This is a genomic window from Janthinobacterium sp. GW456P, assembly GCF_002127655.1.
GTDB lineage: Bacteria > Pseudomonadota > Gammaproteobacteria > Burkholderiales > Burkholderiaceae_D > Janthinobacterium.
In genome coordinates this window covers 65,562-79,774 of record NZ_NEHB01000024.1, presented here as the reverse complement: position 1 = coordinate 79,774, position 14,213 = coordinate 65,562, and the positions used below count along the sequence as shown (strand labels likewise).

General features: G+C 62.0%; 13 protein-coding genes and 1 pseudogene. 5 read left to right on the top strand and 9 right to left on the bottom strand.

From position 1 onward, the window contains the following. Positions 1-41: 41 nt before the first annotated feature. The 8 genes from paaI to paaA all read right to left on the bottom strand — a co-directional run bounded on the left by paaI (position 42) and on the right by paaA (position 6,705). Positions 42-494: a hydroxyphenylacetyl-CoA thioesterase PaaI gene (gene paaI, locus CBW66_RS20510; protein WP_086137231.1), complete on the bottom strand. Its 453-nt coding sequence runs from the start codon at positions 492-494 to the stop codon at positions 42-44. 1 nt (position 495) lies between these two features. Beyond that, positions 496-2,064 (bottom strand): 3-hydroxyacyl-CoA dehydrogenase PaaH, encoded by a 1,569-nt coding sequence (gene paaH / locus CBW66_RS20505; RefSeq protein WP_086137162.1) that lies wholly within the window; start codon positions 2,062-2,064, stop codon positions 496-498. 1 nt (position 2,065) lies between these two features. After that, positions 2,066-2,857, bottom strand: coding sequence for a 2-(1,2-epoxy-1,2-dihydrophenyl)acetyl-CoA isomerase PaaG (paaG, locus tag CBW66_RS20500; protein WP_086137163.1), 792 nt, complete (start codon positions 2,855-2,857; stop codon positions 2,066-2,068). Between the two features lie 113 nt (positions 2,858-2,970). After that, positions 2,971-4,050: a 1,2-phenylacetyl-CoA epoxidase subunit PaaE gene (gene paaE, locus CBW66_RS20495; RefSeq protein WP_086137164.1), complete on the bottom strand. Its 1,080-nt coding sequence runs from the start codon at positions 4,048-4,050 to the stop codon at positions 2,971-2,973. Positions 4,051-4,090: 40 nt separating this feature from the next. Then, a complete protein-coding gene (gene paaD, locus CBW66_RS20490) occupies positions 4,091-4,636 on the bottom strand; it encodes a 1,2-phenylacetyl-CoA epoxidase subunit PaaD (protein WP_086137165.1) in 546 nt (181 codons plus the stop codon). Further along, positions 4,636-5,388: a 1,2-phenylacetyl-CoA epoxidase subunit PaaC gene (gene paaC / locus CBW66_RS20485; protein ID WP_086137166.1), complete on the bottom strand. Its 753-nt coding sequence runs from the start codon at positions 5,386-5,388 to the stop codon at positions 4,636-4,638. The genes paaD and paaC overlap by 1 nt, the downstream gene beginning before the upstream one ends. Positions 5,389-5,402: 14 nt before the next feature. Further along, positions 5,403-5,687 carry a 1,2-phenylacetyl-CoA epoxidase subunit PaaB gene (gene paaB, locus CBW66_RS20480; protein WP_070224239.1) on the bottom strand — a complete coding sequence of 95 codons (285 nt, stop codon included), beginning with the start codon at positions 5,685-5,687 and terminating at the stop codon, positions 5,403-5,405. A gap of 28 nt (positions 5,688-5,715) precedes the next feature. Beyond that, entirely contained in the window at positions 5,716-6,705 is a 990-nt protein-coding gene (gene paaA, locus CBW66_RS20475; RefSeq protein ID WP_086137167.1) for a 1,2-phenylacetyl-CoA epoxidase subunit PaaA, read from the bottom strand. Between the two features lie 268 nt (positions 6,706-6,973). Here paaA and paaX point away from each other — a divergent pair, with 268 nt between their 5' ends. Continuing rightward, on the top strand, positions 6,974-7,903 hold the full coding sequence (gene paaX / locus CBW66_RS20470) for a phenylacetic acid degradation operon negative regulatory protein PaaX (RefSeq protein ID WP_086137168.1): 930 nt from the start codon (positions 6,974-6,976) through the stop codon (positions 7,901-7,903). Between the two features lie 234 nt (positions 7,904-8,137). On the opposite strand, the gene CBW66_RS20465 is transcribed toward paaX, so the two are convergent. Further along, a complete protein-coding gene (locus tag CBW66_RS20465) occupies positions 8,138-8,392 on the bottom strand; it encodes a hypothetical protein (protein WP_086137169.1) in 255 nt (84 codons plus the stop codon). 141 nt (positions 8,393-8,533) lie between these two features. Between CBW66_RS20465 and CBW66_RS20460 the strand changes: the two genes are divergently transcribed. The 4 genes and pseudogenes from CBW66_RS20460 to CBW66_RS20445 all read left to right on the top strand — a co-directional run bounded on the left by CBW66_RS20460 (position 8,534) and on the right by CBW66_RS20445 (position 14,194). Beyond that, complete coding sequence (locus tag CBW66_RS20460) at positions 8,534-9,658, top strand: M14-type cytosolic carboxypeptidase (protein WP_086137170.1); 1,125 nt, start codon at positions 8,534-8,536, stop codon at positions 9,656-9,658. Positions 9,659-9,805: 147 nt separating this feature from the next. Next, positions 9,806-10,637 (top strand): annotated as a pseudogene (locus CBW66_RS20455) (IS1595 family transposase). Positions 10,638-10,955: 318 nt separating this feature from the next. Further along, positions 10,956-12,665: a methyl-accepting chemotaxis protein gene (locus CBW66_RS20450; RefSeq protein ID WP_086137171.1), complete on the top strand. Its 1,710-nt coding sequence runs from the start codon at positions 10,956-10,958 to the stop codon at positions 12,663-12,665. 419 nt (positions 12,666-13,084) lie between these two features. Continuing rightward, positions 13,085-14,194: a cytochrome-c peroxidase gene (locus tag CBW66_RS20445; RefSeq protein WP_230492093.1), complete on the top strand. Its 1,110-nt coding sequence runs from the start codon at positions 13,085-13,087 to the stop codon at positions 14,192-14,194. Positions 14,195-14,213: the final 19 nt, after the last annotated feature.

Here is a 14,213-nt window from a genome sequence, read left to right as displayed (position 1 = left end):
CTCCTGTTTAATTCCTTAACTATTCAATCGGTACCGGCAGTTCAAACCTGCTCTTGTATGACTTCGCCCACCACGCGGATCGACTTGCCTCGGAAGAGCGCGATGGCGCGGCCTTCCTGGTTGCTGACCTTGACGTCATAGACGCCGCTCTTGCCGGCCAGCGCCTGCTCGACGGCGTGCGCCGTCAGCACGTCGCCTTCGCGCCCCGGCGCCAGGTAATCGATGGTGCAGCCGGCGCCCACGGTGTTCATGTTGTAGCTGTTGCAGGCAAAGGCAAAGGCGCTGTCGGCCAGGGCGAAGATGAAACCGCCGTGGCAGGTCTGGTGGCCGTTGAGCATGTCGGCGCGCACCGTCATCGTCATGCGCGCATGGCCAGGGCCCACGTCGGCCAGGGCGATGCCCATGGCGGCAGTGGCGTTATCGCGCGACAGCATGGAGGCGGCGGCCGCTTCGGCCAGCGCTTGCGCAGTCATGTTGTGCTCCTTATGTGACATATCATTCGGCATGAAACGGTGCTCCATTGGCGAGTTTGCGGCGCAGCAGCGGCGAGACCCGGTAGCGGTCTTCGCCATAGCCCAGCGCCAGGTGCTGCAATACGGTCACGATCTGTTGAACGCCGACGGCATCGGCCCAGGCCAGCGGTCCGCGCGGGTAATTGACGCCCTTCTGCATGGCGATATCGACGGCGGCCGCCGTGCATACGCCCTGGTTGACGGCGTCGGCCGCTTCGTTGGCCAGCATGGCGACCGTGCGCATGACGGCCAGGCCAGGCACGTCATCGAGGCGCGTGACGATGAAACCGGCCGCCTGGAACAGGCCGACGACGGCCGCGTAGGCGGCGTCGCTGCACTGGTCGGCGCGGGCCACGGCGATGCGTTTGGCACCGGCGTAATCGAGCGCCAGGTCGAACAGCACCGTATCCGGATGCTGGTTGTCGTGCGCGCGCTGGGTGGCGCTGCGGCCATCGGTCAGATAGATCGCGGCGCCATGGCAATGCAGGGCGGGAGCTTCATCGTGTGCCTGCCCTTCCTGCGTCACGCGGCGGCTGACGGTGACGCCCGCCTGCTCGAGCCGCTGCACCAGGCTGCGGATGATGCCGCTATGGCCACGGCCATCGCCGCCGATGGCCGCCGACAGGGCGACGAATTCCGGCTTCGGCTGCGGGCCTTCCGCCTGCGCGACAGGGGCAGCGGCGCCTTCGCCGTACAGGTAAAAACCGCGGCCCGATTTGCGGCCAAGGAATCCCGCGTTGACCATTTCCTGCTGCAGCACGGACGGCGTGAAGCGCGGGTCGTTGAAGTAGGCGCCGAACACGGATTGCGTGACGGAGAAATTCACGTCGTGGCCGATCAGGTCCATCAGCTCGAATGGCCCCATGCGGAAACCGCCCGCTTCGCGCAGCACGGCATCGATGGTGGCGGGGTCGCCCGCCTGCTCGTTCAACAGGCGCCAGCCTTCCGCGTAAAACGGACGGGCGACACGGTTGACGATGAAGCCCGGCGTCGATTTCGCATGCACGGGGTTCTTGCCCCAGGCGATAGAGGTGTCGTAGACGGTGGCGGCGACCTGTTCGCTGGTGGCCAGGCCACTGATCACTTCCACCAGCGCCATCAGGGGCACGGGATTAAAGAAATGCATGCCGACCAGGCGTTCCGGGCGGCGCAGTTTGGCGGCAATCGCCGTGACGGAGATCGACGAGGTATTCGTCGCCAGGATGCAGTCGTCGCCAACCAGCGCTTCGAGTTCGGCGAACAGGCCACGCTTGACGTCGAGGTTTTCCACGATGGCTTCCACCACCAATGCGGCGTCACTCACCTCGGCCAGGCTGCCGGCCGCCTGCAGGCGCGCCGTGGCGGCGGCGGCTTCGTCAAACGTCATGCGGCCCTTTTCGGCCAGCTTCGCATACATCTTGCCGATATCAAGCAAGGCCTTGCTCACGGCGTCAAAGCGCGTGTCGTACAGTTTGACCCTGTAGCCGGCCGCTGCCGCTACCTGCGCGATGCCGGCGCCCATGGCGCCGCTGCCGATGACGGCGACGATACTGTTGTTGTCCAAAGCTGCCATATCAATGTCCCTTGAATTGCGGTGTGCGCTTTTCCATGAAGGCGGCCACGCCTTCGCGGTAATCGTCGCTGTGTCCGAGATCGCTCATCATGCGCGCTTCCAGCGCAAGCTGCTGCGGCAGGGTATTGGCACCGCTGGCGGCCAGCGCCTGCTTGGTGTAGGCCAGGCCCTTGGTCGGCGCCGTGGAAAAGTGCACGGCCAGCTTGCGCGTCTCTTCCGCCAGCTGCGCGTCGTCCACGCATTTCCAGATCAGGCCCCAGTCCTCGGCTTTTTCGGCCGTCAGTTTTTCGCCGAGCATGGCCAGGCCCATGGCGCGCGCCGAACCGATCAGGCGTGGCAGGAAGAAGGTGCCGCCCGTGTCCGGGATCAGGCCCAGTTTGCAGAACACCTCCACGAAACTGGCCGACTTGCCGGCGATGACGATGTCGGCTGCCAGCGCCAGGTTGGCGCCGGCGCCGGCGGCCACGCCGTTGACGGCGCAGATCACGGGCATAGCGAGGGCTTTCAAGGCCAGCACCAGCGGCGCGTAGTTCTTTTCCACCGACTCGCCCAGGTCCACGCCTTTCGAACCCGGTTCCACGGCGCGGTCGGACAAATCCTGGCCCGCGCAAAAGCCGCGGCCCGCGCCCGTCAGCACGAAGACGCGCACGCTGCTGTCGGCATTCACTTTCGCAATCGCGTCGCGCACTTCCTCGTGCATGGCTTGCGTAAAGCTATTGAGCTTGTCGGGACGGTTCAGGGTCAAGGTGGCGATGCCCTGCTCGATGGTGAAAAGGATGTTTTGGTAGGTCATGGCGTCTCGCTTTTTTATTTATTGGCCTGCAGCGGAAATCTGGGATCAGCCCCGTCGGGGTCATTCACCCCAATGGGGGGAATGACGACTCCGCAGGAGCTGCCCCCCTGCTTTTACTCTGCCTGATCGAAATCGACAATCACCTTGTCGGTCAGCGGAAAACTCTGGCAGCTCAGCACGAAGCCACGCGCCACTTCGTAGTCTTCCAGCGCGTAGTTGACGTCCATCTCGACCTTGCCATCGAGGATCTTGCAGCGGCAGGTCGAACATACGCCGCCCTTGCACGAGTAGCGCATGTCGATACCCTGGCGCAGGCCCGCGTCGAGGATGGATTCCTTGTCCTTGTCCATCGTGAAGGTGGTGTGGTTGCCATCCATGATGACGGTCACTTGCGTTTCCTGCACGGCATCGGCGGCCAGCTGGGCGCGCGGCTTGTGGGCGTTTTTCGGAATGCTGGCGGCGAACAGTTCGATCTTGATATTCTGCTTGGGCATGCCGGCCGCCTGCAGGGCAGCGGAGACGCCGAGCATCATGTCTTCCGGGCCGCAAATAAACGCGTTGTCGTAGTCTTCGACCTTGATCCAGTGCTGCAGGAATTGCTCGCATTTTTCCTGCGTGATGCGGCCGTTGAACAATTCGATGTCCTGCTGCTCGCGGCTCATCACGTAGACGAGGTTCAAACGTTCCAGGTACACATCCTTCAAATCCGTCAATTCTTCCTTGAAGATGACAGACGACGAGGCGCGGTTGCCGTAGAACAGGGTGAAGCGGCTCAGAGGTTCCGCCAGCAGGGTCGTCTTGATGATGGAGAGGATGGGCGTGATGCCGCTGCCGGCCGCGAATGCCAGGTAGTGCTTGCGGTTGACGCAGTCGAGCGGCACGTTGAAGTGGCCCATGGGCGGCATCACCTCGATGGTGGCGCCGGCTTTCAGGGTGTCATTCGCCCAGGTGGAGAAGGCGCCGCCGGGCGTGCGCTTGATGGCCACGCGCAGGGTGCCGTCCTGCACCGCCGAACAGATCGAGTACGAACGGCGCACGTCTTCCGCGTTGATATTGGCACGCAGGGTCAGGTGCTGCCCCTGCTGGAAGCGGAACTGCTGCTGCAGTTCGGCGGGCACGTCGAACGTGACGGCGATGGTGTCGCGCGTTTCGTTGCGCACGTTGGCCACGGACAGCGGATAAAATTTACTCATGCTTCATCTCCAGTTTCTTCGGAACGTGTGCCTGATTTTTTTAGTGGCACTTGAAGTAGTCAAACGGTTCGCGGCAATCCAAGCATTTGTACAGGGCCTTGCACGGCGTGGAGCCGAACTGGCTGGTCAGCTGCGTATGCGTCGAACCGCAGTTCGGGCAAATGACGTCCAGCTTGGGCATCGGTTGCCGTTTCACGCCACCCGCTGTTCCTCTGCCAAGGCCGCTGATGTCGATCACCTGCTGCTGCGGCGGGGCGATGCCGTAGCCTTTCAGCTTGGCCTTGCCTTCCTCGCTCATCCAGTCCGTGGTCCACGCGGGCGCCAGCTGGTTCACCAGGGTCACCCTGGCCACGCCATGGCTGCGCAAGGCATCGGTGACGGCATCGGCGATCACCTGCATGGCCGGGCAGCCCGAGTACGTGGGCGTGATCGTCACGGTGCAGGCGTCGCCATCCGTGACTTCGACGGCGCGCACGATGCCCAGGTCCACCACCGAAATGACGGGGATTTCCGGGTCCGGCACCTCGCCCAGCCAGGCCCAGACCTGGGCCGCGTCCAGCGCCGCGGCGCCACCGGCCGTGTTCATTACCACTCCGCCCCGGGGTAGGCGCGCTGCAGGAACTGCATCTCGGCCAGAATAAAACCCAGGTGTTCCGTGTGCGTGCCCTGCTTGCCGCCCTTTTGCATCCAGGCGTCGGGCGCCGGCATGGTCAAGGTGGCTTCGGCGAAGATTTCGGCCACGTGTTCGAGGAAGGCCTGGCGCAGCACGTCCGATGGCGGCGCGATGCCGGCGGCGACCATGGCCTGGTCGACGGCGTCGTACGTGAACATCTCTCCCGTGTACATCCACAGCTTGTCGGCGGCGGCCTGCGTTTTCGCGTGGCTTTCCGCCGTGCCATCGCCAAGGCGCACGATCAGGTCGCCGCTGCGGCGCAGGTGGTACGTCACTTCCTTGATCGACTTTTGCGCCACATCGACGATGCGCGCATCGCTGGACTTCGTCAGCTCCAGCAGTTGGAAGTAGTGCCAGCTGTCGAAGAAGAACTGGCGCATCATGGTGTCGGCGTAATTGCCGTTCGGCTGTTCCACCAGCAGGCAATTCTTGAAATCGTGGGCGTCGCGCAGGAAGGCGATGTCGTCCTCGTCGCGGCCAGCGTTTTCCAGTTCGGCCGCATAGCTGAACCACAAACGCGTCTGGCCCAGCAGGTCGAGCGACACGTTGGTCAGCGCCATGTCTTCTTCCAGCGCCGGCCCCTTGCCGCACAGCTGCGACAGCTGCTGGCTGAGGATCAGGGCATTGTCGCCCAGGCGCAAAAGGTAGTTGACCTTGTCATCCATTACAGGCGCTCCCATCACAGGTTCTTGACTTCTTCCGGCATCGGGAAGAAGGTGGGATGGCGGTACACCTTGCTGTTCGACGGCTCGAACAGGGCGCCCTTGTCGCCGGGGCTGCTGGCGACGATATCGGCCGCGCGCACCACCCAGATGCTCACGCCTTCATTGCGACGCGTATAGACGTCGCGCGCATGGTTGACCGCCATGGCGGCGTCGGAAGCGTGCAGGCTGCCCACATGCTTGTGCGCCAGGCCGTGCTGGCTGCGGATGAAAACTTCCCACAAAGGCCATTCTTTGCTCATGTTGCTATCCCCTATCTGTCTTATGTAATTACGCTGCTGCTTTGCTAGCGGCTTGCTTGTCGGCATAGGCGACCAAGGCATCGCGGAACCATGCGCCGTCTTCATACGCTTTCACGCGCGTTTGCAAACGCTCGCGGTTGCACGGGCCATTGCCCTTCAGAACATTGTTGAACTCGGACCAGTCGATCTCGCCGAATTCATAATGGCCCGTCTCCGCGTTGAACTTCAGGTCGGGATCGGGCACGGTCAGGCCCAGGTATTCGATTTGCGGCACGGTCTGGTCGACCATGCGCTGGCGCAATTCATCGTTCGAGAACAGCTTGATGCGCCATTGCGCCGACTGGGCGCTGTTGACGGAGGCGGCGTCGGAGGGGCCGAACATCATCAGCGATGGCCACCACCAGCGGTTCAAGGCATCTTGCGCCATGGCCTTCTGTGCGGGCGTACCCTTGCACAGCGACATCATGATGTCGTAACCCTGGCGCGCATGGAACGATTCTTCCTTGCACACGCGGATCATGGCGCGCGCATACGGAGCGTAGGAGCAGCGGCACAGGGGAATCTGGTTGATGATGGCCGAGCCGTCGACCAGCCAGCCGATGGCGCCCATGTCGGCCCACGACAGCGTGGGATAGTTAAAGATGCTCGAATATTTGGCTTTGCCCGAGTGCAAGGCAGCGAGCAAGTCGTCGCGCGACACGCCCAGGGTTTCCGCGGCGCTATACAGGTACAGGCCGTGGCCCGCTTCGTCCTGGATCTTGGCCAGCAGGATCGATTTGCGTTTCAGGGTCGGGGCACGCGTGACCCAGTTACCTTCGGGCAATTGGCCGACGATTTCCGAGTGCGCGTGCTGCGAAATCTGGCGGATCAAGGTCTTGCGGTAAGCGTCCGGCATCCAGTCCTTGGCTTCGATCTTGATGCCTTCGTCGATGCGCGCCTGGAAAGCGCGCTCTTCCTGGCCCATGTCGTCGATGGAGCGGACGTTCTTGAGGCCGGTTTCAACCATTTGTGCGTACATGATGTGTCTCCCATGTCTTTGATTTTGCGCAGCAACGCGGTGCGATGAACAGATAATACGATACAAAAAACGATTTGCATACACTTGATGTGAATCATTTTAAAAAATCGTATCTTGTGCGGTTTTTTTGTGCGTATGATATTGCTTATGAGAAAACAGCATCGGGGATGCTACCCGCCTCCCGGCAAATTATTGCCGCGCTACCCGCGCAGCCAAGTAAACTGCTGCTTTTATTGAACCGACCGCAACACGGCCAGACCGGAACCACATGAAGAACACCCGCTGCACGGCATGGATAGCCGATTTCCTGGAAAGCGACCCACCGCGCTCGAAGTCCCTGGTGATAACGATATTCGGCGACGCCATCGTGCCGCGCGGCGGCGCCATCTGGCTGGGCAGCCTGATCGAATTGCTCGCGCCGTTTGGCGTCAACGACAGGCTATTGCGCACCAGCGTCTTCCGCCTGGCGCAGGAAGGCTGGCTCAGTTCGCAAAGGGATGGCCGCCGCAGCGCCTATACGATACGTCCGGACGCCATGGCCCGTTTCGAGCGTGCCTACCGCCGCATCTATGCGCCGCTGGTCGTACATTGGGATGGCAGCTGGACCCTGGTGATCGGGCCGGCCGGCAGCATCGGCGCCGCCGAACGGGGCGCGCTGCGCAAGGAATTATTGTGGGCGGGCTACGGCTTGATCTCCCCTGGTATCTTTGGCCACCCGGCCAGCAATACGGAGGCGCTGGAAGATATCCTCGTGCGCAACGAGGTGCAGGGCAAGCTGTATGTCTGCCACACCACGGAACTGCCTGGCGTCAGCACGCGTCCCCTGCGCGACATGGTGGGCGACTGCTGGGACTTGTCGGAAGTAATGGCTGGCTACGAAAAATTCATCGCCAGCTTCCAGCCCCTGCTGACCCTGCTGCAAGAGGCGCCCGCCTTCGATCCCGAGCAAGCGTTCGTCATCCGCTCGCTGCTGACGCACGCCTACCGCCGCGTGCAGCTGCACGACCCGCAACTACCCGTCGAACTGCTGCCCGAACCGTGGCCCGGCACGCAAGCCTATGCGCTGGCACGCGATCTGTACCGCATCACGTATGCGGCGGCCGAGGAGCACATCCTGGCCACCCTGCGGCGCGAGGATGAGCACGCGCCGGACGTGGAGCCATGGTTTTTTGAACGTTTCGGCGGCCTGAACACCTGAGAAAACGTCCATGGCGGCGTTGCAGGGCCTGGCGTACATTCGTACTGCCTGCGGCCCTGCGCCTTGCCCTGAACATTTTTCAGGCGTTCAGAAATAAGAACAGCTATCAAAACTTACTGCGCGTCGGTGGTCGCGGCCTGCGATGCGCACTGCACCTTCGTACAGTTGCGCTTCTCAACCACAACTCCCTTCCGCTCGCTACGGTTTTGTGAGGTGTTGTCAGTCACTGCCGGCTCACTGTTTCACCACCACTTGCTTGGCCCCCGCCAACAAATCCTGCCCCAGTTTTTCCAGCGCATTGGCCTGCACCAGCATGGTGTCGAGGATGGCGACGTTGAAGGTGAATTCGGCCGGCGTCGTATAGCCGGGGAAACGTATGATGCGCAGCAATTCCTGCAAGGTCGTGCCCTTGCCCAGGTGCGCCAGTGCGTCGCTGAGGGCGCTGATTTTCTTTTCCAGTTCGCGTATGTGGTTGCCGTTGGTGTCCATGGTGGTCTCCCTTTGTCGGAGCTATCACGTTAGCAAAGCACGTCTGCCCTCGTTTGCGCCAGCACAAAGGCGCGCCTAAAACGGGTATCATCGCGCCATTGCACACGATGCAAAACCCATACGTTTTTATCAGGAACACTCATGACCATTAAAATCAGCCAGCAATTCGACGCCGGTGCGATCGAGGTGCTGCGCGCCGACGATGCCCAATCCATCGAGCTGAACATCCGCAAGGATTCCCACGCCGACATCACGCAGTGGTTTTACTTCCGCCTGCAAGGCGCGCAGGGCGAGGCGTGCACGATCCGCTTCATGAATGCCGGCAAGTCGGCCTACCCGGACGGCTGGAAAGATTATCAGGCCGTGGCCAGCTACGACCGCGAAACCTGGTTCCGCGTGCCGACCAGCTTTGACGGCACGGTGATGACCATCGAGCACACGCCGGAAGAAGAAAGCGTGTATTACGCCTATTTCGAGCCGTATCCATGGGACCGCCACCTGGCCCTGATCGACAGCGCGCAAGCGTCGCCGCTCGTGCGCTTGATCGACCTGGGCAGCACGGTGGAAGGCCGCGACATGAATCTGCTGGTCGTCGGCGACGCCGATGCCGAGAAAAAAGTCTGGGTCATTGCGCGCCAGCATCCCGGTGAAACGATGGCCGAGTGGTTTGTCGAAGGCATGCTCGAAGCACTGCTGGACCAGGCCAACCCGTTTGCGCGCCAGTGCCTGCAGGACGCCGTCTTCTATGTGGTGCCGAACATGAACCCGGACGGGTCCGTGCACGGCAACCTGCGCACCAACGCGGCCGGCGCCAACCTGAACCGCGAATGGATGACGCCAACGATGGAGCGCAGCCCGGAAGTGTTCCTGGTGAAACAGAAGATGCATGAAATCGGCTGCGACCTGTTCCTCGACGTGCATGGCGACGAAGGCTTGCCGTACGTGTTCGTGGCCGGCAGCGATGCGCTGGAAAATTTCACGCCGGCACAAAAAGCCGAGCAAGAGCGCTTCATCGCCGACTTCAAGGTGGCCAGCCCCGACTTCCAGGATGAACACGGCTATGAAGACGGCCCGTTCACGCCGGAAGTGCTGACCATGGGCTCGCCCCACATCACGCACGCCTTCGGCTGCCTGTCGCTGACCCTGGAATTGCCGTTCAAGGACAACGCCAACGATCCCGACCCGCAAACGGGCTGGAGCGGCGCCCGCAGCGCCGCCCTGGGCGCGGCCGTGCTGCAACCTATCCTGTCCACCTTGCGCGCCTGAGCGCCTGGGCCGACACGGCCCGCTTGATCCCATGCCCCGCTCGCCGGGGCATTTTTTTGGCTCTGTCCCCGCTAAGTAGGGGACATCCGGGAATCTTCCTGTGTCCCTGCTGTCTGACTGTGCATCGCAGACAAACGGGAGCTTTTCATGCAGGTAGCTCAATGGAACACTTTCATTGCCCAGTTCGCCGCACTGAACCGTCGTCAACGCCTGGCGGGTATCGCTCTGCTGCGAGCAAGCGCACCGCAGGGCGCTGCCGCGGCACTGATCGAAAGCGTGGCCCGGCAGCGATTGCACTGTCCTGCCTGCAATAGCAGTCATGCGCACCGGCATGGCCATGCGCATGGACTGCAGCNTGCTGGGCGTGCACCGCAACACCACCTTTCGCTGGCGCCACCGGTTTTTATCGTTGGCAAAAACGGACCGGCCGCATTGCCTGCATGGCATCGCCGAAGCGGACGAACTGTATGTGCTCGAATCGGAAAAGGGCGCGCGGCATCTGACGCGTCCGGCGCGCCGCCGGGGCGGCCATGCCCGCCAGCGCGGCATTTCCGATGAGCAGGTCTGCATATTGGTGGCGCGCGACCGCACGGGGCAGACCCTCGATTTCATCACGGGAAAAGGAGCGCTGACGACAGCGCAGCTGCATGCCTGCCTGCCACGCTTCATCGACAAGGACATTTTGCTGGTCACCGATGGCCATGCCGCCTATCGCGCTTTTGCCAAGGAAACGGGGATCAGCCACCAGGCCGTCAATTTGCGCGCAGGCATCCGTGTGCAGGGCGCCGCGCATGTACAGAACGTCAATGCATATCAGAGCCGCCTGCGGGCATGGCTACGCCCCTTTCACGGCGTGGCGACGCGCTACCTGCCGAATTATCTGGGCTGGCGCTGGATACTCGACGCCGGGCGTATCCGTTCGCCGGAAACATTATTGAAGGCAACGCTGGGAGTGTTCCCACATCTGATGGTGACATAGCCTTTTTTTTGACCGCACGACAAGCGTTGCTGGCCGAGCGGTTTTTTTTCCTAACATCTTGCCTGTCAGAAATTATCGTCCTACACTAAGCAACAGAATCGGGCCGCGCCACGCTGCGCTGCCCCGCAAGAATATCTCGCCGGGCGGGTCGCCACGACTTCCCGGCCACCGGCAATACGCATCCACGGCCCTGTCCCTGCCGAATTAGCTTTCTGTAACGCAAACTGACCGCATCAGCATCGTCTTGCATGGACACAGCCTGTCCGCGGGACGATTCCCAGCGCACGCTTTCCGCTTTTCGCCGAGGATGAATGACCTATGTCTAAGCTTAAAATTAGTACCCGCCTGTCCGTCAGTTTCGGCTTGATTATTGTCCTGCTTGCCATGGTGGCATTTGTTTCCATCAGCCGCATCCGCAACATCAATGCCTCGACGGAAAAAATTCTCAACGACCGCTATGTCAAGGTCATGTTGTCGAATACGATACAGTCCGAGGTCAATATCCAGGCCCGCCTGCTGAGCATCGCCATCATCGGCGCCAACGACGCCGACGAGGTCAGCAGCTCCGTGACCAAGATTCAGACCTCGATCAAAAAGAACACGGAGCTGCTGGCGCGCCTGAAAACCATGATCAACACGCCCAAGGGCCAGGAGCTGCTGCAGGCCGTGATGAGCAGCCGCGAAAGCTATGCCAAGACGCGCGATGCGAACATCAAGCTATTACAAGAAGGCAAATCGGAAACGGCGGGCATCTTCCTGCTGACGCAGCTGCGTTATCCCCAAGAAAAATTCCTGACGGCACTGGCGGCCATGGCCAGCTTCCAGGAATCGCTGATGGAAAGCGAAGGCAAGCAAGCCACCGCCGACGGGCGTATGGCCATCATCCTGACACTGTCCTTGTCCATCGCGGCGGCGGCCATTGCCATCGCGCTGGCTATCCTGATCAGCCGCTCCATCAGCCGGCCCATCGCCGAAGCCGTCAAGGTGGCGCAACGGGTAGCGGCCGGCGACTTGTCGGTCAGCATCGACGCGCGCGGCAACGATGAAACGGGCCAGTTGCTGCGCGCCTTGAAAGAGATGAACGACAATCTGCAAGGCATCGTGGCCCGCGTGCGCCATGGCACGGACGCCATCGCCCACGGCTCGCGTGAAATCGCCTCCGGCAATATGGACCTGTCTTCGCGCACAGAACAGCAAGCCAGCTCGCTGGAAGAAACGGCCTCGTCGATGGAAGAACTGACGTCGACCGTCAAGCAGAATGGCGAAAACGCGCGCCAGGCCAACCAGATGGCGCAATCGGCCTCCAGCGTGGCCAGCAAGGGCGGTCAGGTGGTGGCGGAAGTGATCACGACCATGGATTCCATCAATGCCTCGTCGAAGAAAATCGTCGACATCATCAGCGTTATCGACGGGATTGCCTTCCAGACCAATATCCTGGCGCTGAATGCGGCCGTGGAAGCAGCCAGGGCAGGCGAACAGGGACGGGGCTTTGCCGTGGTCGCCACGGAAGTGCGCAACCTGGCCCACCGCTCCGCCTCCGCCGCCAAGGAAATCAAGATCCTCATCGACGATTCCGTACACCAGGTCAGTCTTGGCAGCACCCTCGTGAACCAGGCGGGCAGCACCATGGAGGAAATCGTCAATAGCGTGCGGCGCGTCACGGACATCATGGCCGAGATCACGTCCGCCAGCAACGAGCAGGAAGCGGGGATTGAACAGATCAACCAGGCCATCACGGAGATGGACGCCGTGACCCAGCAAAATGCAGCCCTCGTGGAAGAGGCGGCCGCCGCATCCGAAGCGCTGCAGGATCAGGCGGGCATCCTGGCCGAAGCCGTCAGCGTGTTCAAGCTCGACGGCACACAGGCGCTGGCGCCAGCAGCGCCAGCAGCACGGCCGGCGCCAAAGCCGGCACCATGGCCCGCAGCCGCCACGGCGGCCCAGCCCCGGCTCGTCGCCAACGCCCCCGCCAGCCGCAAGAGCGCCGCGCCGGCCATGGTGGCGGAAGGCGAGTGGGAACAATACTGATCTGGCCGGGCAGCAGCCAGCCGCCGTTGCCGCCCTCTGGCGCGGCGGCAACGGCACTAAGAGCCTATCCCGGTAAATGAATACATTCCCTGCTGGCGCCCCTCAGAAGCGGGGACTGCGTTGATCGTCGTCGCGTGGCTCGTCACGCGTCCTCCTCACGCCTTGTCCGCGCTCCTGATGAACTGCCTGCAGAAGACGCTCCTTACTGGAATAGGCACTAAGCCATGGCGCAACGCAGCATCGCAAATCGTTGCCACGCCGTCCATTGCTGCCTATACTGGGTGCAACATTGTTCGTCCCTCGCCTTGCCGATAAGCATCCCGCATATGACCATCAAAGACCAGCCACGCGCTGAGGCGCGATTTTCACCGACCCGATTTGCACACGTGTGCATATTTTTGTTGCTTGGTTTTCACAGCATGCCAGGCACAGCGGCCGAACTGAGCCCTGCAGCACAGCTGGGGCGGCGCATCTTCCATGATGCCAGCCTGTCCGCCTCGGGCAAGCAGTCGTGCGCCAGTTGCCATGACCCGGCCCATGCTTACGCGCCAGCCAACAAGTTGGCCGTGCAACTGGGGGGCGCCGATGGTCAGACGCACGGCTACCGCGCCACGCCATCGCTGCGCTACCTGGAACACACTCCGCCCTTCCGCTTTGATGGGGAAGGCGCGCCCAACGGCGGCATCAACTGGGACGGCCGCGCCGCCAGCCTCGCGGAACAGGCGGAACGGCCCTTCCTTGCACCGCACGAAATGGCCAATGCCAGCACGGATGAAGTGGTGGAACGGCTGCGCAACGGCAGTTACGCGGAAGCATTCCGGCACGTCTTTGGCGCTGCCATCTTTACGCAACCGCAACAGGCATTTCGCCGCATTACCTATGCCTTGCAGCAATTCCAGCAGGAAGAGCCGGACTTCCACCGCTACGATTCCAAATATGACCTCTACCTGGCCAACAAGGTTCCGCTGGAGCTGGCGGAATTGCGTGGCCTGGCCCTGTTCAACGATGAACGCAAGGGCAATTGCGCCGCTTGCCACCCCAGCGTGCGGGGCGAACATGGCGCGCCGCCCTTGTTTACGGACTTCAGTTTCGACAATCTGGGCGTGCCGCGCAATACGCGCATTCCCGCCACGGCCGACCCCGCCTATTTCGATCTGGGCTTGTGCGGCCCCGACCGCACGGACCTGGCAAAAAAAGCGGAGTTATGCGGCGCCTTCAAGGTGCCCAGCCTGCGCAATGTGGCCACGCGCCAGGTGTTTTTCCATAACGGCGTGTTCGACAACCTGACGGATGCGCTGCGTTTCTATGTGCGGCGCGATACGCATCCGCAAGAATGGTATCCGCGCGACCAACGAGGGAAAGTGCAGAAATTCAATGACCTACCTGCCAGGTACCGCGCCAACGTGAACGTCAGCGAAGCGCCATTCGACCGCAAGCGTGGCATGGCGCCGGCGCTGACGGCGGGCGAGATCGAGGATATGGTGAAGTTTTTGGCCACCCTGACGGACGGCTATCAAGTCCAGCAGTAAAGCGGGGGGCGCGTGCGCG

Bases quoted from the DNA above. Each gene is read 5' to 3' on its own strand.
- paaI (WP_086137231.1), bottom strand. From the start codon at position 494: ATGTCACATAAGGAGCACAACATGACTGCGCAAGCGCTGGCCGAAGCG.
- paaH (WP_086137162.1), bottom strand. From the start codon at position 2,064: ATGGCAGCTTTGGACAACAACAGTATCGTCGCCGTCATCGGCAGCGGC.
- paaG (WP_086137163.1), bottom strand. From the start codon at position 2,857: ATGACCTACCAAAACATCCTTTTCACCATCGAGCAGGGCATCGCCACC.
- paaE (WP_086137164.1), bottom strand. From the start codon at position 4,050: ATGAGTAAATTTTATCCGCTGTCCGTGGCCAACGTGCGCAACGAAACG.
- paaD (WP_086137165.1), bottom strand. From the start codon at position 4,636: ATGAACACGGCCGGTGGCGCCGCGGCGCTGGACGCGGCCCAGGTCTGG.
- paaC (WP_086137166.1), bottom strand. From the start codon at position 5,388: ATGGATGACAAGGTCAACTACCTTTTGCGCCTGGGCGACAATGCCCTG.
- paaB (WP_070224239.1), bottom strand. From the start codon at position 5,687: ATGAGCAAAGAATGGCCTTTGTGGGAAGTTTTCATCCGCAGCCAGCAC.
- paaA (WP_086137167.1), bottom strand. From the start codon at position 6,705: ATGTACGCACAAATGGTTGAAACCGGCCTCAAGAACGTCCGCTCCATC.
- paaX (WP_086137168.1), top strand. From the start codon at position 6,974: ATGAAGAACACCCGCTGCACGGCATGGATAGCCGATTTCCTGGAAAGC.
- CBW66_RS20465 (WP_086137169.1), bottom strand. From the start codon at position 8,392: ATGGACACCAACGGCAACCACATACGCGAACTGGAAAAGAAAATCAGC.
- CBW66_RS20460 (WP_086137170.1), top strand. From the start codon at position 8,534: ATGACCATTAAAATCAGCCAGCAATTCGACGCCGGTGCGATCGAGGTG.
- CBW66_RS20450 (WP_086137171.1), top strand. From the start codon at position 10,956: ATGTCTAAGCTTAAAATTAGTACCCGCCTGTCCGTCAGTTTCGGCTTG.
- CBW66_RS20445 (WP_230492093.1), top strand. From the start codon at position 13,085: ATGCCAGGCACAGCGGCCGAACTGAGCCCTGCAGCACAGCTGGGGCGG.